Source organism: Pseudomonas sp. LTGT-11-2Z, from assembly GCF_003691445.1.
GTDB lineage: Bacteria > Pseudomonadota > Gammaproteobacteria > Pseudomonadales > Pseudomonadaceae > Aquipseudomonas > Aquipseudomonas monteilii.
Genome location: NZ_CP033104.1, coordinates 3772111 through 3794579 on the forward strand (window position 1 = coordinate 3772111; position 22469 = coordinate 3794579).

17 protein-coding genes and 3 pseudogenes are annotated in these 22469 nt (G+C 60.6%); 13 read left to right on the top strand and 7 right to left on the bottom strand.

Annotation, left to right across the window (positions count from 1 at the left end; all coding sequences use genetic code 11):
* Positions 1-18 precede the first annotated feature (18 nt).
* The 12 genes and pseudogenes from D8767_RS17565 (at position 19) to D8767_RS17595 (ending at position 13614) form a co-directional block, all read left to right on the top strand.
* A complete protein-coding gene (locus D8767_RS17565; RefSeq protein WP_122048346.1) occupies positions 19-2754 on the top strand; it encodes a type VI secretion system Vgr family protein in 2736 nt (911 codons plus the stop codon).
* Positions 2755-2758: 4 nt separating this feature from the next.
* On the top strand, positions 2759-5293 hold the full coding sequence (locus tag D8767_RS28945; RefSeq protein ID WP_177412726.1) for a DUF6531 domain-containing protein: 2535 nt from the start codon (positions 2759-2761) through the stop codon (positions 5291-5293).
* A pseudogene (locus D8767_RS29685) lies at positions 5251-5523 on the top strand (hypothetical protein); the annotation flags it as partial. The gene D8767_RS28945 and the pseudogene D8767_RS29685, both read left to right, overlap by 43 nt.
* Before the next feature lie 12 nt (positions 5524-5535).
* Complete coding sequence (locus D8767_RS29275; RefSeq protein WP_372237805.1) at positions 5536-7359, top strand: RHS repeat-associated core domain-containing protein; 1824 nt, start codon at positions 5536-5538, stop codon at positions 7357-7359.
* Positions 7340-8005 carry a hypothetical protein gene (locus D8767_RS28795; protein ID WP_162998266.1) on the top strand — a complete coding sequence of 222 codons (666 nt, stop codon included), beginning with the start codon at positions 7340-7342 and terminating at the stop codon, positions 8003-8005. The genes D8767_RS29275 and D8767_RS28795 overlap by 20 nt, the downstream gene beginning before the upstream one ends.
* Positions 8006-8219: 214 nt before the next feature.
* Positions 8220-8294 (top strand): annotated as a pseudogene (locus tag D8767_RS29690) (hypothetical protein); the annotation flags it as partial.
* An 18-nt stretch (positions 8295-8312) separates the two neighbouring features.
* Complete coding sequence (locus tag D8767_RS17575; RefSeq protein ID WP_121757641.1) at positions 8313-10148, top strand: polymorphic toxin type 47 domain-containing protein; 1836 nt, start codon at positions 8313-8315, stop codon at positions 10146-10148.
* Between the two features lie 7 nt (positions 10149-10155).
* Positions 10156-10581, top strand: a complete 426-nt coding sequence (locus tag D8767_RS28800) for a DUF6756 family protein (RefSeq protein ID WP_141745091.1) — start codon at positions 10156-10158, stop codon at positions 10579-10581.
* A gap of 496 nt (positions 10582-11077) precedes the next feature.
* Positions 11078-11326 carry a hypothetical protein gene (locus D8767_RS29695; RefSeq protein WP_371058838.1) on the top strand — a complete coding sequence of 83 codons (249 nt, stop codon included), beginning with the start codon at positions 11078-11080 and terminating at the stop codon, positions 11324-11326.
* Positions 11284-11517, top strand: a complete 234-nt coding sequence (locus tag D8767_RS28970) for a hypothetical protein (RefSeq protein WP_230852969.1) — start codon at positions 11284-11286, stop codon at positions 11515-11517. The genes D8767_RS29695 and D8767_RS28970 overlap by 43 nt, the downstream gene beginning before the upstream one ends.
* Positions 11518-11583: 66 nt before the next feature.
* On the top strand, positions 11584-12651 hold the full coding sequence (locus tag D8767_RS17590; RefSeq protein WP_016714584.1) for an aromatic ring-hydroxylating dioxygenase subunit alpha: 1068 nt from the start codon (positions 11584-11586) through the stop codon (positions 12649-12651).
* Positions 12652-12663: 12 nt separating this feature from the next.
* Entirely contained in the window at positions 12664-13614 is a 951-nt protein-coding gene (locus D8767_RS17595; RefSeq protein ID WP_016714585.1) for a PDR/VanB family oxidoreductase, read from the top strand.
* 6 nt (positions 13615-13620) lie between these two features.
* Here D8767_RS17595 and D8767_RS17600 read toward each other — a convergent pair whose 3' ends face one another.
* Positions 13621-14334: a GntR family transcriptional regulator gene (locus D8767_RS17600; RefSeq protein ID WP_016714586.1), complete on the bottom strand. Its 714-nt coding sequence runs from the start codon at positions 14332-14334 to the stop codon at positions 13621-13623.
* 148 nt (positions 14335-14482) lie between these two features.
* Positions 14483-14710, bottom strand: a pseudogene (locus D8767_RS17605) (OprD family outer membrane porin); the annotation flags it as partial.
* A gap of 636 nt (positions 14711-15346) precedes the next feature.
* On the opposite strand from D8767_RS17605, the gene mrdA reads away from it, so the two are divergent.
* Positions 15347-17242, top strand: a complete 1896-nt coding sequence (mrdA, locus tag D8767_RS17610; protein ID WP_016714588.1) for a penicillin-binding protein 2 — start codon at positions 15347-15349, stop codon at positions 17240-17242.
* A gap of 131 nt (positions 17243-17373) precedes the next feature.
* Here mrdA and D8767_RS17615 read toward each other — a convergent pair whose 3' ends face one another.
* The 5 genes from D8767_RS17615 to D8767_RS17635 form a co-directional block, all read right to left on the bottom strand.
* Positions 17374-18090 carry an ABC transporter ATP-binding protein gene (locus D8767_RS17615; protein WP_016714589.1) on the bottom strand — a complete coding sequence of 239 codons (717 nt, stop codon included), beginning with the start codon at positions 18088-18090 and terminating at the stop codon, positions 17374-17376.
* On the bottom strand, positions 18087-18860 hold the full coding sequence (locus D8767_RS17620; RefSeq protein ID WP_016714590.1) for an ABC transporter ATP-binding protein: 774 nt from the start codon (positions 18858-18860) through the stop codon (positions 18087-18089). The genes D8767_RS17615 and D8767_RS17620 overlap by 4 nt, the downstream gene beginning before the upstream one ends.
* On the bottom strand, positions 18857-20086 hold the full coding sequence (locus D8767_RS17625) for a leucine/isoleucine/valine transporter permease subunit (protein WP_016714591.1): 1230 nt from the start codon (positions 20084-20086) through the stop codon (positions 18857-18859). Before D8767_RS17625 ends, D8767_RS17620 begins: the two co-directional genes overlap by 4 nt.
* Before the next feature lie 10 nt (positions 20087-20096).
* Positions 20097-21035 carry a branched-chain amino acid ABC transporter permease gene (locus D8767_RS17630; protein WP_016714592.1) on the bottom strand — a complete coding sequence of 313 codons (939 nt, stop codon included), beginning with the start codon at positions 21033-21035 and terminating at the stop codon, positions 20097-20099.
* A gap of 130 nt (positions 21036-21165) precedes the next feature.
* The gene (locus tag D8767_RS17635) at positions 21166-22314 is read right to left on the bottom strand and encodes a branched-chain amino acid ABC transporter substrate-binding protein (RefSeq protein ID WP_231115652.1); all 1149 of its coding nucleotides are present in this window, start codon (positions 22312-22314) and stop codon (positions 21166-21168) included.
* Between the last annotated feature and the right edge of the window lie 155 nt (positions 22315-22469).

Consider the following 22469-nt stretch of genomic DNA (forward strand, 5'->3'; position numbering starts at 1 on the left):
GCCTTTACAGGAGTTCGCATGAGCAACTTGAACGCTGTGCGTTTTACCTTCAGTACACCGGCAGACGAAACAACCCCGTTCGATGTGGTGTCATTCGAACTGACCGAAGGGATTTGCCAGTTGTACTGCCTGAAAGTTGAACTGGTCAGCGATTTCGACAATGCCGACTTCGCCAACCTGCTCGACCAGCCCGCCGTGCTGACGATCTGGCAACAGGAACAACCGGTGCGTCACGTACACGGCCTGATCAGCAGCTTCGAACAAGGCAAGACCGGCCACCGCCGTACCCGCTACCGCGCCGTGATCGAACCGCAACTGGCCCGCGCCGGGCTGCAATCGGACTGGCGCATCTTCCAGCACCGCCCGGTCCCGCAACTGTTGGAGGAACTGTTCCGCGAACGCCAGTGGGGCACCCTGACCCAGTACCTGGTGAATCCGCATCAAAGCCGCGAATACTGTGTGCAGGCCGGTGATCTGGACCTGGACTTCTTCTGGCGCCTGTCCGCCGAGGAAGGCCTGGTGTCGATTTTCGAGCACAGCGAAGGCAGCCATGCCGTGGTGCAAGCCGACAAGGTCAATCAGTTCGGCGCCCTGGACGGCGAGCCGGTGCTGTACGTCGCCAACCGCGGTGGCATGGCCCCGCAACCCTGCCTGCACCAGTTCACCTACCGAGAGCAGGTTCGCACCAGCGTGCAGGTGCAGCGCGACTACACCTTCACCCACCCGCGCTACAACCTTGAACACACGATGTACCCCAAGCGTATGGGCAACCAGGGTAACGACTACGAGCGCTACCACTACCCCGGCCGCTACAAGCACGACAACGCCGGCAAGCCGTTCACCCAGACCCGCGTCGACGCCCTGTTCGCGGATGCCCGCGTGGCGGAAGTCGAAGGTGACGATGCGCGGCTGCAGCCAGGCATTGCCTTCGAGCTGACGGGCCATGCCCACGAGGACATGAACACCCTCTGGCGGCCGCTGCACATCAAGCATGTGGGGCGCCAGTTCACTGCGCTGGAAGAGGATGCCGCCGAGGCCGAAACAGGCACCTCCTACACGCTCACCGCCACCTTGATTCCCGCCGAGGTCGAGTGGCATGCACCGGCCTGCCGCAAACCGGTGATCGAAGGCCCGCAGATGGCCAAGGTGGTCGGGCCGCCCGGCGAGGAAATCTACTGCGACGAGCACGGCCGCGTGCGCGTGCAGTTCCCCTGGGACCGACTGGGCCAGGACGACGACAAAAGTTCATGCTGGGTACGCGTGACGCAGGCCTGGGCCGGCGCCAGCTGGGGCCATGTGGCCATTCCGCGCATCGGCCAGGAAGTGGTGGTCAGCTTTCTCAACGGCGACCCCGACCAGCCGATGATCACCGGGCGCAGCTACCACATCGTCAACCGCACGCCGTATCGCCTGCCCGAGTTCAAGGCAGTCAGCCCGATCCGCAGCAAGGAGCACCACGGTAAACGCCACAACGAGCTGCGCCTGGACGACACCACCGGGCAGATCAGCGCGGCGCTGATGAGCGACCATGACCACACCGCGCTGCACCTGGGCTACCTCACCCACCCCCGCCACTTCGGCGGCCAGCCCCGTGGCCAAGGCTTCGAGCTGCGCACCGACACCCACGGCGTGGTCCGCGCCGGTGGCGGCCTGCTGCTGACCACCGAACTGCGCGCCCGCGCCGTGCAGCACCACACCGACCTGGGCGAAACCGCCGAACGCCTGAAAACCGCACAGGAATACCACACCACCTTCGCCAGGGTCGCCCGCGATCACCAGGCCCAGGAAAGCGGCGATCAGGATGAAGTGGGCGAAGCGCTGAAAGCGCAGCACGACGCCATCTGCGGGCATCGTGGCAACCCGCAAAGCAACCACTTTCCGGAACTGGTCGACCCGCAGCTGGTGCTGGCCAGCCCCACCGGCATCGCCGCCACCACGCCGGAGTCCACCCACATCGCCAGTGGCGAGCACCTGGGGCTGAGCACCGGGGGCCACACCAGCATGGCCATCGGCAAGCGCTTGCTGATCAGTGCCAGCCGCGGGGTTCGGCAGTTCGTGCAGAGCATGGGCTGGCGGCTGGTCGCGGCTACGGGCGATATCGACCTGAAGGCGCTGAAGGACAACATCAATCTGCTGGCCAAGCTCAAGGTCAGCGTCACGGCAGAGCGCATCACCCTCAGTGCCAAGGAGGAGTTGGTGATCCAGGCCGGTGGCAGCAGCACGACCTACAACGCCAGCGGGATAGTGCACGCCACCGCCGGGCAATACACCGCGCATGCGACCGATTTCATCTACACCACTGCGCAAAGTCAGACAGCCACCTTCCCGACCGAACTCAAAACGGACAAGGGCAATCTCGACCTGTTCCGAAACTACGCCAACAACCGCCCCTTGAAAGGTGCGGCCTATCAGGTAGAGGACGCACTGGGCCAAGTCCTCAAAGGCACGCTGGACGCTAACGGGTTCGCGGCGGTAGCCGCTGTCAGCCCTGGTCCCACCGCTGTTGAACTGGAGAAAGACCCAGCTGACCCATGGGGCGCCGGCAGCTACTTCGACAACCTGAAAAAGGATTTTTCAGGCTCAGTTGCCGCACCTGAAGCTCCCCGGGCATTCCAGGGTAACGAGGGCTTCGCCAAGCATGGGGCACAGCTATTGAACGCCTCGCTAGATACCACCGCCCTTTCTGCGTCACCCATCTCCCAGCTCGGCACTGCCGGCCACCTGGCCAAAACACCCATCCAGGAAGGGAGCTGATGCCATGAATGCACAGGACAAAAAAGCCATCGAAGAACGCGAAGTCGCCCTCGTCCCCCTCAACAACCTGGTCGCGCAAGACCTGGGCCAAGGCGAAAACATCGTCAACGAGTGGCTACTGGACCTCAGTGCCAACCAGATCGACCTGGCCACCGTCAAAGCCTGGGCCGGCGCCGTGCCGATCGTGGGCAACATCGTCGCCCTGTTCGACGCACTGGGCGACATCATTCACCTGAGCAGAACCGGCTCCCGCGACCCGCTGGACTGGGCCAGCCTGGGCATCAACCTGATCGGCGTGGTGCCCGTCCCGCCGACCATGGCCGCCGCACGGATGACCCTGCGCCCGGTGCTGTTCCTCACCCGCCAGCAGCTGAAGAAAAACAAGGGCGACTTCGCCGAGGCCGTGATCAGCATCATGGTCGGCCACCTCAGCGCCACGCTGATGGGCGAAATCGAAACCTTCGTCGCGCGGGCCGAAACCGAACTGCCCGGCATCCTCAACAATGCCGCCAACGCCGGCTTCCAGACCCTCAACAGCCTGGCGGACACGATCGAACGCATCGCCAAGGGTGAGATCGACACTACCCAGCAACGCAAGGCCATCGTCAACAGCGCCCAGGCCATTTACGCCCCCATTCAAGAGCCGTCCGCCTGGGACCTGCTGACGCGGGCGGGCGCCGTCATCAGCACCGCAGCCGGTGCAATCCAGTACGGGGCTACGGAGGCCTACAAGGCCGCTGCGAGCAACAGCGGTGGCTGGGTCCTGAGACGGGTTCAGCCGCATACCGCCGTGCTCAGGGGGCTTGCCCAACTGATCCGGCAAATGCTCACTGCACTCGCCAACCCGGCCACACAAAACAGCATCGCCTGGCTGCTGGCTCAGCTCAATGCCGGCCTGAGCAAGCGAAGGCCCGCGCGCCGGATCTCGGTCAACACCCCCGCACACGGCTCGGTAGTGGCCAGGCACACAGGCACGGAAAGCCGTATCGAGGCCACTCACCACGAAGCCCGCCCCAAAAACGACCCGCGCTGCAACCTCAACGGCACCTGCCCCGGCACCAGCAAGAGCATCAGTTATGCCCGCGGTACCGAAACCCTCGTGCACACCGACTTCAACCTGCCGGGCGTGTTTCCCATCACCTGGGCGCGCACCTACCGCTCCAGCCTGGACGCCTATGACAGCGGCGAGTTCGGTGCGCGCTGGATCACACCGTTCTCGATGCGTTTCGATGTTGTCGACGAGGGTGTGCTGTACCACGCCGACGATGGCCGCACGCACCTTTACGCCCTGCCCAAGGAGGGCAAACCCGTCTACGACCCGGTGGAAAAAACACTCCTGATCCGAGTCGATGAACACCGCCTGGCCCTGGCCCACGGTCATCGACGCCATGAACACTACGTGCGCGAGGGTGATGGTTTCCGCCTGGTCGGCATCATCGAGCGCGGCGGTGCACGCATTGCCCTGCATTACGAGCATCAGCACGCGGGCAAGGCGGTGCTCTCCGACCTGATCACCTATCAGGATGAACACCAGCACCGGCATGTGCAGACCCAGCTCGACGAGCAAGGCCGCATTCATGCCCTCTGGTTAATGCAGGATGGCCGCCAGGCGCGCCAGTTGGCCGGCTACGACCACGACGAGCACGGCGACCTGCGCACAGCACGCGATGAACACGGGGCGCAGTGGAACTACCAGTACCAGCACCACCTGGTGACGCGCTACACCGACCGCACCGAACGGGGTATCAACCTTGAATGGCTGGGCGACGGCGCGGATGCCAAGGCCGTACGCGAATGGGCCGATGACGGCAGCTTCGACACACGCCTGAAATGGAACCCGCATATCCGCTTGACCACCGTCACCGACGCCCTCGGCCAGGAAACCCGCCACTACTACGACTACCTGGGCTACACCTATCGCATCATCCACCCGGACGGCAACGAAGAATGGCTGCTGCGCGACGACGCCAAGAACGTCATCCAGCATGTGCATACCGACGGCAGCATCGACCGCTACATCCATGACGAGCGCGGCAACCTGCTTCAACACACCCGCCCCGACGGCTCGATGGTGCACCACGCCTACGACGACCTCGACCAGCGCTTCAAGACCCTCGATGCCGAGGGCGGGTTGTGGAAGTACGACTACGACCAACGCGGCAACATCATCGAAACCCTCGACCCGCTGGAGAACAAAACCCAGTACACCTACAACCGCGACAACCTGCCCACCGCCATCCTCGACGCCAACGGCGGCGAGAAAACCCTCAGCTACACCCGCGACGGCCAGCTGGCCAGCTATACCGACTGCTCGGGCAAGACCACGCTGTTGAAGTACGACGCGCTCGGCCAACTGAGCAAAACCGTCAATGCGCCGGGGAAGCCACCGAGTACCACTACAACGCCGGTCACCTCAGCCGCCTGGTCTACCCCGACAAGACCGAAGATCGCTTCGAGCACGACGCCGAAGGCCGCCTGCTCAGCTACACCGACGCCCTGCACCGCCGCACCCGCTGGGACTACAACGAAGCCGGGCTGATCCGCCAGCGCCACCACCCCGACGACACCACCCTCACCTACCACTGGGACAAACTCGGCCAGCTTGAACGCCTGCGCAACGAGAACAACAGCGAAGCCAGCTTCAAGTACGACCCCGCAGGCCGCCTGACCCGGGAAACCGGCTTCGACCAGCAGGCCACCGACTACTTCTACGACCACAGCAGCAACCAGCCCACCCGCCGCCTCGACGGCGACCGCATCACCCGCTTCGCCTACGATGCCATGGGCCGCCTGGTGGAACGCCGGGCCGGTGCCCGTGGCGGCAAGGTGTGGGAGGTCGAAACCTTCGCCTACGACGGCAATGGCAACCTGCTGATCGCCGAAAACCAGGCCTGCAAACTGCAATGGTTCTACGACAAGGCCGGCAACAACACCCGCGAGCACCAGCACTTCAAGTACGCGAAGCAACCAACGGTCGCGGTCTTCACCCACGAGTACGACGCCCTCAACCTGCGCATCGCCACCACCCGCCCCGACGGCCACCGCGTCAGCTGGCTGACCTATGGCAGCGGCCACCTGCTCAGCCTCAAGCTCGACGACCGCGAACTGCTCAGCTACCAGCGCGACGACCTGCACCGGGAAATCGGCCGGGAGCAAGGCAACGGCCTGATTCAACGCCAGCGCTGGACGCCTAACGGCCAGTTGCAGCAGCAAACCCTGGCCCGGCATGGGGCCACCACCCGAATCGCGGTACGCGACTATGCATACGACGCCAGCGGCCAGCTCACCCACATCAAGGACCTGCAGCGAGACAATACCTTCTACCGCTACGACCCCCTCGGCCGCCTGCTGGAAGCAGGCAACCGCCGCAAGCAAGAGCTGTTCGCCTTCGACCCGGCCAGCAACCTGCTGGACCCACAGGCCCCGCCCGGTCCCAATCCGCACTCGCCGCGACGGCTGAACGACAACGTGTTGCGCAGCTATTGCGGCACGCAGTACCGCTACGACGAACGCGGCAACCTGCTGGAGCGGAGCGAGAACGGCAAGCGCGGCCACTTTGTCTGGGACCTCTTCAACCGCCTGCGGCGGTACGAAGATGACCGCCTGACTGCCAGCTTTGACTACGATGCGCTGGGGCGCCGGCTGTACAAATACTCCCGCTCCAAATACCGCGACCGGCCCCAGGCCGGGCCGGTGTGGAACCAGAACGCGCGGCGGCAACGCGATGAGGAACTGGGCTGCGGATTCACCTGGTACGTGTGGGAAGGCGACACGCTGGCGTTTGAGTGCCGGGACCGGGACGGAAAAGGCCACAGTACCCATTACGTGTTTGAACCAGGGACCTTTGTGCCGGTGGCACAGGCGGTGTCCAACCACGTGGTCGAGCTGATACCGCAGCCGGTGTATGTGTTTCCGTATGACATCGACAAGGATCCGGTGTGGTTGCATAAGCCGAAACCGAAGCCGTTTGGTGCGCTGGCCTGGTACCAGTGTGACCACCTGGGCACGCCGATGGAGCTGACGGGTGAGGATAGGGAGATTGCCTGGAGCGGGACGTACAAGGCCTGGGGGTTGGCGGAGGAAAAGCGCAGCGAAAAGGCGATGTGGGCCGATATCCGGAATCCGCTACGCTTTCAGGGGCAATATTTCGATGTTGAGACGGGGCTGCATTACAACCGGTATCGGTACTACGACCCGCAGATCGGACGGTTTATAGGGAAGGATCCAATTGGATTCGAGGATGGGCTGAACGTTTATGCTTATGCACTCAACCCTATCGAATGGACCGACCCACTTGGCCTGACCGGCAAGCGCCCTCCGAATTTGACACCTCCAGGAGCAGGACGCCGTGGTGCATTTCGAGAAGCAAAACGTAACAGCGACATCCCGGTCTGCACATGTCCTAGCAGAACTTCAGAAAACATCGACAAACGCGGAAATGTACAAGCAGGAAAAAATTATGAGTTCGACAGACGAAACTCTGCTGGGGAAGACGTGACAGTAAAAATTAGGGATGACGCAGGCGGTCACTATTTTGGCAAGAATAACTCACAAAACCGTGGACCTCACTTCAACGATGAGAACAATGGCCACTATGACTACTGACAAAGAATTTGAAATAGCCAAAAATGTTTTCATTGAAAACGAAGTATTTAATTTAAAGATAAACCAAAAGCACACCAGCCCTGCTTTATCAGGAGTGCTTTCACTTCACCATCCAACACCCTTAACATTAGCTCACGCCACCGCCATGAAAAAGCTGTATGATCGCATAACTGAGTCACACCCAAAATACGAAGCTTGGTTATTAATTAGTAACGGAGGCATGGTGGAATCGAACAGAATAATTGAATACTATGGACTTTGGAAAGGCCTTAAAAAAAATGGAATCAGCCTCCCGGAGGGAATACGATCCGAGGAGTTTCAATTACGCGAAGGCAATAACATACAGTTTTTTGGTTCCTTAAAAATTCTCAACCCTGATTTTTCAAAAATTGCACACATATTAAAGCTCAGGCCAAAATTTCACCTGCTAATGTCACGCGATAAAAAATCGATAGAAAATCTTCTTGCGAATGGCTGGAAATATAGGGGCTATAGATACCCATCTGAATTACTACCCAAAAGCGAGCACAGCAAGAACATTCTGATACTACCTACTGGAGAATTTGATGATCTAGCAGGAGGCGCAATCGCCTTGGGAAATCCAAAAACAATAAGCCAGATATTCAACCAAAATCGCGACACCTGATCTTAATCCTTGCACAACTCTTAACCTTTGCAACTATTCGCACTAACAAAAAACGCTCAACACTAACTCACGCCGAGTGATCAGACATCCAAACTCTGAAAACTTAACAGCTCTTTAAAAACTTACGATTCAGTGGGTCGACGGATTGTCGAGACAAAATTCGCCTAAGCGTTGTCTTGATCATTGCATCAAACTTTTCTAAACCCTCGATCCGCTGGAGCACAAGACCCAGTACACCTACAACCGCGACAACCAGCCCACCCGCCGCCTCGACGGCGACCGCATCACCCGCTTCGCCTACGATGCCATGGGCCGCCTGGTGGAACGCCGGGCCGGTGCCCGTGGCGGCAAGGTGTGGGAGGTCGAAACCTTCGCCTACGACGGCAATGGCAACCTGCTGATCGCCGAAAACCAGGCCTGCAAACTGCAATGGTTCTACGACAAGGCCGGCAACAACACCCGCGAGCACCAGCACTTCAAGTACGCGAAGCAACCAACGGTCGCGGTCTTCACCCACGAGTACGACGCCCTCAACCTGCGCATCGCCACCACCCGCCCCGACGGCCACCGCGTCAGCTGGCTGACCTATGGCAGCGGCCACCTGCTCAGCCTCAAGCTCGACGACCGCGAACTGCTCAGCTACCAGCGCGACGACCTGCACCGGGAAATCGGCCGGGAGCAAGGCAACGGCCTGATTCAACGCCAGCGCTGGACGCCTAACGGCCAGTTGCAGCAGCAAACCCTGGCCCGGCATGGGGCCACCACCCGAATCGCGGTACGCGACTATGCATACGACGCCAGCGGCCAGCTCACCCACATCAAGGACCTGCAGCGAGACAATACCTTCTACCGCTACGACCCCCTCGGCCGCCTGCTGGAAGCAGGCAACCGCCGCAAGCAAGAGCTGTTCGCCTTCGACCCGGCCAGCAACCTGCTGGACCCACAGGCCCCGCCCGGTCCCAATCCGCACTCGCCGCGACGGCTGAACGACAACGTGTTGCGCAGCTATTGCGGCACGCAGTACCGCTACGACGAACGCGGCAACCTGCTGGAGCGGAGCGAGAACGGCAAGCGCGGCCACTTTGTCTGGGACCTCTTCAACCGCCTGCGGCGGTACGAAGATGACCGCCTGACTGCCAGCTTTGACTACGATGCGCTGGGGCGCCGGCTGTACAAATACTCCCGCTCCAAATACCGCGACCGGCCCCAGGCCGGGCCGGTGTGGAACCAGAACGCGCGGCGGCAACGCGATGAGGAACTGGGCTGCGGATTCACCTGGTACGTGTGGGAAGGCGACACGCTGGCGTTTGAGTGCCGGGACCGGGACGGAAAAGGCCACAGTACCCATTACGTGTTTGAACCAGGGACCTTTGTGCCGGTGGCACAGGCGGTGTCCAACCACGTGGTCGAGCTGATACCGCAGCCGGTGTATGTGTTTCCGTATGACATCGACAAGGATCCGGTGTGGTTGCATAAGCCGAAACCGAAGCCGTTTGGTGCGCTGGCCTGGTACCAGTGTGACCACCTGGGCACGCCGATGGAGCTGACGGGTGAGGATGGGGAGATAGCCTGGAGCGGGACGTACAAGGCCTGGGGGTTGGCGGAGGAAAAGCGCAGCGAAAAGGCGATGTGGGCGGAGATACGGAATCCGCTACGCTTTCAGGGACAGTACTGGGATGTTGAGACGGGGCTGCATTACAACCGGTATCGGTACTACGACCCTGTTATCGGACGATTCATAGCCAAAGATCCGATCGGCTTTTTGGGTGGACTGAACATATATGGTTACGTCCAAAATCCTGCCCAATGGGTTGACCCTTTCGGTCTTGCTAAACTAAGCCATGCCGCAGACTTTGATACCGCAAGACGACAAGCATTTAAAAATGCGGGAATGGATGATCCCGACCGGGTTGTATTTTCGAAAATCGACACTACTACAGGCACAGTGGTTGAGTTCAAGGGACCAGGAGGTAGTAAGGTTGCATATGACGCCCCTCATGCTGACATGGATCCAAAGAGCGGGCATGACAAGCCGCACGTTGGCTGGCAAACAGCCGGTAAACGAAGCAAATGCGGTTGTGGCGACAGAGGAAACATCACATATCCTGGTCCGCAACATCCTCATCGCGCAGACGAAAAGTGAGGTCACCATGAATTCGGATTCGTTAACACTCATTCAAGAAATACTTCAAGCGCTAGACAAGCAAGAGCTTGCACGCACAGAGCCTATACAAAAGAAAGAAATCCTATCAAAAATACAATCAGTTTTCATCAAAGGAAACCCTCGAGCATGGTGGGCATCGTTAATTTCAAAACCTAAAATACAAACTTATAATGACAACACTGGATACCTTCACCTATGTGAGCTAGCACCTAACCAGGAGGAAGATGTATGGCTGATAGCAGATGAAGACAACGAAGAAAAGTTTCTCTTTAGCTTGCCACTTAACTGTATACCATCAGTACTTGACGACTGTAGATATTTTGAATACTACATAGTCAACAAACAATTAAAGTGGATGATAGCTGAAAACGACCATGGTGATCTGATCTTCTGCAACGCACCAGAACTATAGAAAGCCAGCAAACGAAATAATTATACACATAAAACCTACAAACATATTTCTATCATTCTCTGATCGGAGCATCAGTCGATGCTCCGCAGCCGAGTCACTTCCTCAGACCTTCTTGAAAAACCAGGAAACTTTATTCATTCATCACCACGAGTACCACATAGGCAAAAACGCTTAGAACATCTACCACATCCCGCACTCACAAAAACACGACCAGGAAATTATCAAACCATATAACACTAACCGCTCACCCCAAAAGCATAACCATCTACACCTAACAGATTTAACAGCTCTTTAAAAATTTACATTTCTGCGGGTCGACGCAGTATCGAAATGAAGTTCGATTGAGCTACATCTTGATCGTCGCATCAAACTTCTCGAAACCCTCGACCCGCTGGAGAACAAAACCCGGTACACCTACAACCGCGACAACCTGCCCACCGCCATCCTCGACGCCAACGGCGGCGAGAAAACCCTCAGCTACACCCGCGACGGCCAGCTGGCCAGCTATACCGACTGCTCGGGCAAGACCACGCTGTTGAAGTACGACGCGCTCGGCCAACTGAGCAAAACCGTCAATGCGCCGGGGAAGCCACCGAGTACCACTACAACGCCGGTCACCTCAGCCGCCTGGTCTACCCCGACAAGACCGAAGATCGCTTCGAGCACGACGCCGAAGGCCGCCTGCTCAGCTACACCGACGCCCTGCACCGCCGCACCCGCTGGGACTACAACGAAGCCGGGCTGATCCGCCAGCGCCACCACCCGAATAGCGGTACGCGACTATGCGCGAAGAGGCAACGCGGTGCATGGCACCGGCTACGCCGGTGTTCGCGGGTGAACCCGCTCCTACAGGGAAAGCATCGTGACACGCACAATGGATCCATACAAAATCCGATAATCGCACATAATATCATTAAACGCCTTATTTACTGTTGACCATGGATAGCACCACTGGCTCTAATGGATCCATTAAATAAAAACAAAACCCGGAGAGCCTCCTTCATGTACCCCAAAAACACCTGGTACGTAGCCTGCACCCCAGACGAAATCGCCACCAAACCCTTGGGCCGGCAGATCTGCGGCGAGAAGATCGTGTTCTACCGCGCCCAGGAAAACCGCGTGGCCGCCGTCGAGGACTTCTGCCCGCACCGTGGTGCGCCGTTGTCGCTGGGTTACGTTGAAAACGGCAACCTGGTGTGTGGTTACCACGGCCTGGTGATGGGCTGCGATGGCAAGACCGTGTCGATGCCGGGCCAGCGGGTACGGGGCTTTCCCTGCAACAAAACCTTCGCCGCCGTCGAGCGCTACGGCTTCATCTGGGTCTGGCCCGGCGACCAGGCGTTGGCCGACCCGGCGCTGATCCCGCACCTGGATTGGGCCGTCAATGAAGAGTGGGCCTATGGCGGTGGGCTGTTCCATATCGGTTGCGACTACCGCCTGATGATCGACAACCTGATGGACCTCACCCACGAAACCTACGTGCACGCCTCCAGCATCGGCCAGAAGGAAATCGACGAGGCGCCGCCCGTCACCACCGTCACCGGCAACGAAGTGGTCACCGCCCGGCACATGGAAAACATCATGGCGCCGCCCTTCTGGCGCATGGCCCTACGTGGCAACGGGCTGGCAGACGATGTACCCGTGGACCGCTGGCAGATCTGCCGCTTCACCCCGCCCAGCCATGTGCTGATTGAAGTAGGCGTAGCGCATGCCGGCAAAGGGGGCTATCACGCGGATGCGCAGCACAAGGCGTCGAGCATCGTGGTGGACTTCATCACGCCAGAGAGCGACACCTCGATCTGGTACTTCTGGGGCATGGCGCGCAATTTCGCGGCGCAGGACCATGCCCTGACCGATAACATCCGGGAAGGCCAGGGCAAGATCTTCAGCGAAGACCTGGAGATGCTGGAGCGGCAGCAACAGAACCTGTTGGCCTACCCGGAACGCAACCTGCTGAAGCTGAACATCGATGCCGGTGGCGTGCAGTCGCGCAAGATCCTGGAGCGGCTGATTGCCAAAGAGCGCATGCCGCAACCACAACTGATTGCCACCAGCGCTACCCCTGCCTGAGGAGAAGCCAAGATGATCGATGCCGTAGTGGTTTCCCGCAACGATGAAGCGCAGGGCATTTGCAGCTTCGAGCTGGCAGCGGCGGATGGCAGCCTGCTGCCCGCGTTCAGCGCTGGCTCGCACATAGATGTGCATTTGCCCGATGGGCTGGTGCGCCAGTATTCCTTGTGCAACCACCCCGAAGAGCGCCACCGCTACCTGATCGGTGTGCTCAACGACCCGGCCTCGCGGGGTGGTTCACGCCGCCTGCACGAGCAGGTACAGGCCGGCGCAAGCCTGCGCATCAGCGAACCCCGCAACCTGTTCCCGCTCGCGGAAGGGGCGCGGCGCAGTGTGCTGTTTGCGGGAGGCATCGGGATTACCCCGATCCTGTGCATGGCCGAGCAGCTGGCGCAAAGCGGTGGGGATTTCGAACTGCACTACTGCGCCCGCTCGAGTGAGCGTGCCGCCTTTGTTGAACGCATTCGTAAAGCGCCTTTCGCCGACCGCCTGTTCGTGCATTTTGATGAGCAGCCGGAAACGGCACTGGACATTGCCCGGGTGCTGGATAACCCGCAGCCGGATGTACACCTGTATGTGTGTGGGCCGGGTGGTTTCATGCAGCATGTGCTGGACAGCGCCAGGGGCCTGGGTTGGCAGGAGGCGTGCCTGCATCGGGAATATTTTGCCGCAGCGCCGGTGGATGCCAGCAACGACGGCAGTTTCTCGGTACAGGTCGGCAGCACCGGCCAGGTGTTCGAGGTACCCGCCAACCAGACAGTGGTGCAGGTGCTGGAGCAGCACGGCATCGAGATTGCGATGTCGTGCGAACAGGGCATTTGCGGCACCTGCCTGACGCGCGTGCTGCAAGGCACGCCAGACCATCGCGACATGTTCCTCACCGAAGAAGAGCAAGCGCTGAACGATCAGTTCACGCCCTGCTGCTCGCGCTCGAAAACACCTCTGCTGGTGCTGGACATCTGAGCCGGCCTACGACGAGGGCAGAATCACCTTCATGCCCTCTTCCACCGTTGCCCCGCCGAAGGTTTCGGCGTAGCGCAAGGTGGCGTTGGCGTGCTCGCGCATAATGGCTTCGGCGCGGGCACCCTGGCGATTGACCAAGGCATCGAACGCCGCGTGGTGTTGCATGTGCGCGAAGTTGAAGCGCCGGTATTCGCGGGCCAGGTCGTGGCGGTCCACGGCCAGCGCTGTGACGGAGGCAAACGGCAGGTGATCGTTGCGCGCCAGGGCATCGGCGATGGCCGGGTTGTGGCTGGCTTCGATGATGACCTGGTGAAAGCGCATGTTGAGGTCGTGGTAGGCCTGCAGGTCTTCTTCGGTAACGAAGCCCTTGTCGAACAACTGGTCGCCTTCGACCAGGCAGCGTTGCAGCGCTTCGCGGGCCTGGGCTGACAGGCCACGTTCCGCAGCCTGGCGGGCAGCCAGGCCTTCCAGTACGCCGCGTACCTCGACTGCGCCGGCGATGTCATCGGCACTGACCGAGCGCACCTGAAAACCCCGACCGCCAAAACGCACCAGCAGGCCTTCCTGCTCAAGGGTGCGAAACGCCATACGCACCGGCATGCGTGACACGCCGAACAGTTCAGCGGTGGGGACTTCCATCAAGCGCTCGCCAGCTGCAAGCTCGCCCGAGGCGATCATCTTGCGCAACGCGACCAGCACCATTTGACCAGGCTTGCTCATCCGGGCGACTTCCAGGGACATGAGCGGGCATCTTAGCGTAAGGCGGGGAGGTGCTGTTGGCTTGTTCGGGCAATACCAGAGACAGTGCGGCGTATCATTGGGGCTGCTGCGCAGCCCCAGTGCCTTCAAGGCGGCGCGGTGCAAGCTTTTATAGCGACAGCGGATAGCTGACGATCAGGCGGGTCTGGTCGAAATCACTGTTGAAGCTACGCCGGTTGGTCGCGTTATTCAGCCGGATGTTGAGGTTTTTCAACGCCCCGCTCTGGAAGGTGTAGTTCACTTCGGTATCGCGCTCCCACTCCTTGCCACTGCTGCCGTACACCGACATCCACTGGCTGTCGCCACTGACCTTCTGCAACCCCAGGTACAGCGTGTGGCCACTGCGCGAGGCCATCACCAGCACGTCGAAGCCATCGATCATGTTGAGAATGATGCAAATACCAATGGCCAGGCACTGAAGCGGCCCATCGGGTCGTTGTCCAGGCGTTGCTTGAGATCGGCATTCACAAGGTCACCTGCCGGTTCCGTAGCCCTGGAAAACCAGTCATGACTGGACCCTTTTTGTAATTGTTGTCGCATACGGCTGGAGGGATCCGGCCGTTGTCAGGCGCTAATCAACCGGATAGTGGATCCACAAACAATCACTTCAGCGGTGGAGGCTCAGGGTGTAACGCGGTGAACAAAGAAATAAAACGACAAAAAATCAATTTTATTAATTAATTTCAGCAGCTTACATATTTATACCGAAAAAGATTTCGTGTTCGTTTATCGCACAAATTTTATTTATGGATCCATAAATACACCAAAATCGACCTCAATCCTTATCACCAAGGGTTAGCCATGAACAAATCTTCATGATGTGCGCCAGCGCCCTGATCACGGGGCACACAGCCCCTACCCGCTTTCTGATGGGCGCCACTCACCTTGAGGCGGCGGGGCGTGTTGCGTAGCATCCCCCGCCCGTTCGCGCGCCCGCACAGCCAACGCGATACCCGTAGAAAGAAGAGCCCCGATGCCACAGCCCATCCCCCTCAAGGACCACGAAAAGGAAAAGCACCTGGTCAACCGCCGGCTTCTGGCCTGCGCCGCCCTGGTGTTCAGCCTGTGTGCCGTTCTGGTGGGACGGCTGTACGTATTGCAGGTGCTGCAGCACGACCAGCAGACCGCCGTGTCGGAAAACAACCGCGTACACGTACTGCCCATCGCCCCCGAACGCGGGCTGATCTACGACCGAAACGGCGTGGTACTGGCTGACAACAAACCCAGCTTCGACCTGACCATGACGCGCGAGCGGGCCGGTGGCGATACGGCCAAGGTGCTCGATGCCCTGACCCAGGTACTGGGCCTGACCGAGGACGACCGCAAGCAGTTCGACAGGGACCTGCGCCGGGGTCGCAAACCGTTCGAGCCCGTAACCTTGATGGTGGGCTTGAGCGAAGAGCAGATCGCCCTGGTGGCCGTGAACCAGTTCCGCCTGCCAGGCCTTGAGGTGGAGCCGCAGTTCATCCGCGAGTACCCGCTGGCCGAACATTTCGCCCATTCGGTAGGCTATGTGGGGCGTATCAACGAGAAAGAAGCCAAGGTCCTCGACAGTACCGAGTACCGAGGCACCCAATCGATCGGCAAGACCGGCATCGAACACTTCTACGAAAGCCAACTGCACGGCCACGTGGGCTACGAAGAGGTCGAGACCAACGCCCAGGGCCGGGTGATGCGCGTGCTCAACCACAAGGCCCCGACCCCTGGCCAGGACATCGTCCTGACCCTGGACGCCCACCTGCAGATCGCCGCAGAAAAAGCGCTGGGCGACCGCCGCGGCTCGGTGGTGGTGCTGGACCCGGCCAATGGCGATGTACTGGCGATGGTCAGCAACCCCAGCTTCGACCCCAACCTGTTCGTAAAAGGCATCAGCTTCAAGCAGTACGCCGAACTGCGCGACTCCATCGACCGCCCGCTGTTCAACCGCGTGCTGCGCGGACTGTATGCCCCAGGCTCGACGGTGAAGCCGGAGGTAGCCATCGCAGGCCTCGACAGCGGCGTGATCACCCCGGGCAGCCGGGTGTTCGACCCGGGCTACTACGAACTGCCCAACTACGACCACAAGTACCGCAACTGGAACCGCAGCGGCGACGGCTGGGTGGACATGTACACCGCCATCATGCGCTCCAACGACACTTACTTCTACGACCTGGCGCACAAGCTGGGCATCGACCGCCTGCACGACTACATGGCCGAGTTCGGGCTGGGCCAGAAGGTATCACTGGACATGTTCGAGGAAGCCTCCGGGCTGATGCCGTCGGCCGAGTGGAAGCGTGCCACGCGCCGCCAGGCATGGTTCCCGGGCGAAACGCTGATCCTGGGCATTGGCCAGGGCTACATGCAGGTCACCCCGCTACAACTGGCCCAGGCCACCAGCCTGCTGGCGAGCAAAGGGGTATGGCACCGCCCGCACCTGGCGATGACCGTGGGCGGCGATGCGCCAGTCGATCCTAACCCGATGCCCAACATCGTGCTGCACGATAAACATGCCTGGGACCAGGTCAGCCAGGGCATGCAGATGGTCATGCACGACCCGCGCGGCATCGCCCGTGCGGCGGCAGCTGGGGCGCAATACCGGATTGCCGGCAAGAGTGGTACCGCGCAGGTGGTAGCGATCAAGCAGGGCGAACGTTACAACCGCAACAAGACCCTGGAGCGGCACCGTGACAACGCCCTGTTTGTCGGCTTTGCACCGGCCGACCACCCGAGTGTGGTGGTGGCGGTGATGATCGAGAACGGTGAGGCGGGAGGCCGGGTGGCAGGGCCGGTGGTGCGGGAGGTGATGGATGCTTATCTGCTGGATGAGCAGGGGCATCTGAAGCCTGAGTTCGCGGGAGGAGTGACGGCTCACAGCGCGCCACACATTTAAGCATTTTGGGGTGCCTCGCCAGGGCGAAAATCAGGCATGGGCTTACCGGCCTCTTCGCAGGCGTGCCCGCGAAGCGGCCGGCGATACAAACGTTCAACCCCAGGACAGACTGGCTTGTCATTGTGAGTGAATCATTCGCCCAGGTAGGCCTTCTTCACCTGGTCGTCATGCAGCAGGGTCTTGGCGCAGCCTTCCAGGCTGATGCGCCCACCATCAATCACGTAGGCGCGCTGGCAGGTTTGCAGCGCCAGCCGGGCGTTCTGCTCCACCAGCAGCAACGTCACCCCACCCTTGACCACCTCGACGATGGTTTCGAAAATCTTCTGCACGATGATCGGCGCCAACCCCATGGACGGCTCGTCCAGCAACAGCAGCTTGGGCCGCCCCATCAATGCCCGGGAAATCGCCAACATCTGCTGCTCGCCACCCGACAGGGTGCCGGCCAGCTGGAAGGCACGCTCCTTCAGGCGCGGGAAGATGCCGTACATGCGCTCGATGTCGGCAGCGATGGCGTCCTTGCCGTCGCGCCGGCTGAAGGCGCCCATTTCGAGGTTTTCGTACACCGTCAGCTTGGGAAAGATCCCCCGCCCCTCCGGCACCAGCGCCAGCCCTTCGCGGATCAGGTCGTGGCCCTTGATCGCCGCATGCGCCTTGCCATCGAAGGTGATACTGCCGGCACTCGGCTTCAGTAGCCCGGCCAGCGTTTTCAAGGTGGTGGTCTTGCCCGCGCCGTTGGCGCCGATCAGCGCCACCATCTCACCCTCGCCCACCCTCAGGTCGATGCCCTTGATGGCCTGGATGGCGCCATAGCTGACCCTCAGGTCGCTCACTTGCAGAATGTTCTTCATGCCACTGCCTCTGCACCCAGATAAGCCTCGATCACGCGTGGATCCTTGCGCACGTCGGCCGGCAAGCCGTCGGCGATCTTGCGACCGAATTCAAGTACGGTGATGTGGTCGCACAGGCCCATCACCAGTTTCACGTCGTGCTCGATCAACAACACGGTTTTGCCATCCGCCTGCATCTTGCACATCAGTTGGCGCAGGCCTTCGGTTTCCGAAGCGTTCATGCCTGCAGCCGGCTCGTCGAGTGCAATCAGCTTGGGTTCGGTGGCCAGTGCCCGGGCGATTTCCAGGCGACGCTGGTCGCCGTAGGACAGGCTCTTGGCCAACTCGCCGGCCAGGTGGCCGATGCCCACGTAATTCAGCCAGTAACGGGCGGCCTGGCGGATTTCGCGCTCTTCACGCACGCAGGCCGGGGTACGCAGGATGGCGCCGAACACACCGCTGCGGGTACGCACATGGCGGCCAATCATCACGTTCTCCAGGGCGGTCATGTTGTGGAACAGGCGGATGTTCTGGAAGGTACGGGAAATACCCGCCTCCACCACCTTGTGCGGCTTGCTGATGCGCAGCGGCAAGCCGTCGAACATCACATGGCCCTTCTCGGCCCGGTACAGGCCGGTAAGTACGTTGAACAGGGTGGTCTTGCCAGCACCGTTAGGGCCCAACAGCCCCCGAATCTCGCCACGGCGAATGCTCAGGTCGATGCCGTGCAGTGCCTGCAGGCCACCGAAGAATTTACTGACCTGATGCAGTTCGAGAAGGATATCGCTCATGCCTTGTCCGCCTCTTTGATCGGGAGTTCGAAGGATGCCTGTTGAGGTACTGCAACGACCGGCGCGGGCTCTGCTTCCACTTCACCCTCGTGCAGCTCGGCACGGCGGCGGTCGGACGGCCACAGCCCTTCGGGCCGGAAACGCATGACCAGGATCAACGCCAGGCCGAACACCAGCATGCGCAGGGTCGAGGCATCCAGCACGTTGCGCAGGATGTCGCGGCTGATGAAGGTAACGTTGTCCATCACCCATGGCTGGATCCAGTTGACCAGGTCGCGGAACAGCTCGGGCATCACCGACAGGATCAGCGCCCCCAGCACCACGCCACGGATCGAGCCCATGCCGCCGAGCACTACCATGGCCAGCACCATGATCGATTCCATCAGGGTGAACGATTCGGGGCTGACAAAGCCCTGATAGCTGGAGAACAGCACGCCAGACACCCCGCCAAAGGTCGCGCCCATGGCGAACGCCAGCAACTTGAGGTTGCGCTTGTTCAGGCCCATGGCCTCGGCGGCCACTTCGTCTTCCCGCAGGGCCATCCAGGCACGGCCGATGCGCGACACTTCCAGGCGCTTGGACAGCACGATGCAGAGGATGACGATGAACAGGAAGAACAGGTAGTAGCTGATCACCGGCGAAACCTGCAGGCCGAACACGCTCCAGCTTTGCTGCAACGACAGCACGGGTGCCGCACCGGCATCCGGCGCATGCGCCCATGGCCCGAAATCGACGTGCAGCGGGGCAATGTCGCTGATGCCCTGGGGGCCATTGGTGAGGTTCACCGGCTGGTCCAGGTTGTTCATGAAAATGCGGATGATCTCGCCGAACCCCAGGGTGACGATGGCCAGGTAATCGCCGCGCAACTTGAGCACTGGCGCCCCGATCAACACGCCGCAAATGGCTGCGGCCACGGCTGCCAGCGGGATGATCACCCACACCGGCCAGTCCAGCACAACCTCGATCAGGCCGGCCATTTGCAAGTGCGGCGAGGCCAGCAGTGCGTACAGGTAGGCACCAATGGCGTAGAAGCCGATGTAGCCCATGTCGAGCAGCCCGGCGTAACCGATGACGATGTTCAGGCCCAACGCCAGCAGCACGTAGAGCATGGCAAAGCCAAGGATGCGCACCCAGGTGGGGCCGAGCATGGGGATGGCCTCGATCAGGAACGGCAGGGCGATAAAGCCGAGGATCAACAGCAGGTACTGGCTCTTGAGGTTTTTCATGACCGCCTCCTCACGCCCGGTCGGCCTGGCGTTCGCCAAGCAGGCCGTTTGGCCGGAACAGCAACACCAGGATCAGCACCGCGAAGGCGAAGATGTCCTGGTAGTTGGCGCCCAGGAAACCGCCGGTGATCTGGCCGGTGTAGCCCGCTGCCAGCGACTCGATCAGCCCCAGCAACAGGCCGCCGGCCATGGCGCCGAACAGGTTGCCGATACCGCCCAGCACCGCCGCCGAGAACGCCTTCAGGCCCAGTAGCAAGCCCATGTAGGCATCGGCCTGGCCGTAGTTGATCGCACGCATTACCCCGGCGATGGCACCCAGGCTGGCGCCGATCAGGAAGGTGGCGCTGATCACGCGGTTGATGTTGATGCCCATCAACCCGGCCACTTCCTGGTTTTGCGCGGTGGCACGCATGGCCTTGCCCAGGCGGGTCTTGTCCACCAGCAGCCACAAGCCAAGCATGATCACCACGGCAATCAGCATGATCGACAGCTGCACGTTGGTGACGGTGGCGCCGAACACGTCGACCGGCTGCGTCTCGACCACTTCAGGAAAGGTCTTGTAGCCGCGCCCCCAGATCATCATCGCCAGGTTCTGCAGGGCGATGGAGATGCCAATGGCGAGAATCAGCGGGGTTAACCGCGGGGCTTTGCGCAAGGGCCGATAAGCGTACTTTTCCATGCCCTGGGCCAGCAGCATGCACACCACCGCGGCGGCCATGATCGCCAGGAGCAAGGTAATGAGCCCGGGGGCAAAACCTGCGCCAGCAAGCATCGTCAGTACCGAAATAGTCACCATGGCGCCAACCATCACCACCTCGCCGTGGGCGAAGTTGATCAGGCCGATGATGCCGTAGACCATGGTGTAGCCCAGGGCTACCAAGGCATAGATGCTGCCCAGCACCAGGCCGTTGAGGACCTGTTGCAACAAGATATCGAAATTACCGTCCACGCGCTGAATCCTCGAAACTGCGTTGTCGTCGGCGCGCGGCGGCTCAGCGCCACACGCCGACAGGCCTGGCAGGTGGGAAAAGTCTTCTTGTTATGTGGCAGGCCGGCGCCTGCTTGTTATGAGGTGCTGCTCAGTCGCGCTCGACCGACAGGGTTTTCCAGCCGCCGTCGGCGAACTGGAACACGGTGGCCGCCGGGTTCTTCAGGTTGCCCTGATCGTCGAAGGCGATAGTGCCGGTGACGCCTTCGTAACTCTGGTTCTTGAGCACAGGCAAGTACACTTTGGGGTCGTCGGAGCCGGCCTTGACCATGGCGTTGATTGCCGCCCAGGTGGCGTCATAGGCGGCGGGCGACGACTGCACCACACCCACGCCGAACTTGTCCTTGAGCTTCTGCTCGAAAGCCGCGCCCTTGGGCATGTCCTGCAACGGCGTGCCGTAGTTCCAGGCGTAGGTGCCTTCAGCGGCGCTGCCGGCCATCTGCCTGAACGAATCGTTGGGCAGGTTGCCGATGTTCATGAAGCGCGCCTTCATGCCCAGGTTCTTCATCTGCTTGGCCATCGGGGCGGCCTGGTAGTCGAGGGCGGCAAAGAACACTGCATCGGCCTTTTGCGCTTTGGCCGTGGTGAGGATGGCATTGAAGTCGGTCGACTTGTCATTGGTGTACTCGCGCACCACCACGTTGCCACCCGCCGCCTTGACCGCCTTGGTCACCTCATCGGCCAGGCCTTGGCCATACGCGGTGCGGTCATCGAAGATGGCAATGCGCTGGGCCTTGAGCTGGCTGACCAGGTAATTGCCGGCATAACGGCCAAGGGTGGCGTCGTCGTTGACGGTGCGAAATACCGAGGGGATACCCTGGCGCGTCAAAGTGGGGTTGGTGGCCGAAGGTGAAATTTGCGGAATGCCGGCGGCGGCATAGATTTTCGAAGCGGGAATACTGGTGCCAGAGTTGTAGTGACCGATCACCACCGCCACTTTCGAGTCCACCAGCCGCTGCGCCACCGCAGTGCCTGTGCGCGGGTCGGCGACATCGTCTTCGGAAACCAGCTTGAACCGGGCCACCTTGTCACCGATTTTCAGTTGCTGCTGGTTGGCCTCTTCCACCGCAATCTGGATGCCATGCTCGACGTCCTGTCCCTGGTGCGCCGAAGGCCCGGTCAGGGGGCCGGCGAAGCCGATCCTGACGACTTCACTGCCTTCTGCGTGTGCCGTCCCCATGGCCATCAGCAATGTTACCGCGGTCGCGAGGGCTGTACGCCCTCCCTTGTTGTTATTCATGCTCAGCTCCCAGTAGTGATTGGACGAACCTCGACATCGCTTACCGCATGCAAATTGGCCGGAACGCCATCGCACTTGTAAGATAACAGTCAGCAGGCAACTGTCAATGGGTGTATGCTACGGGAGAAGGTAAAATAATCTTTCCGGCGACAAGC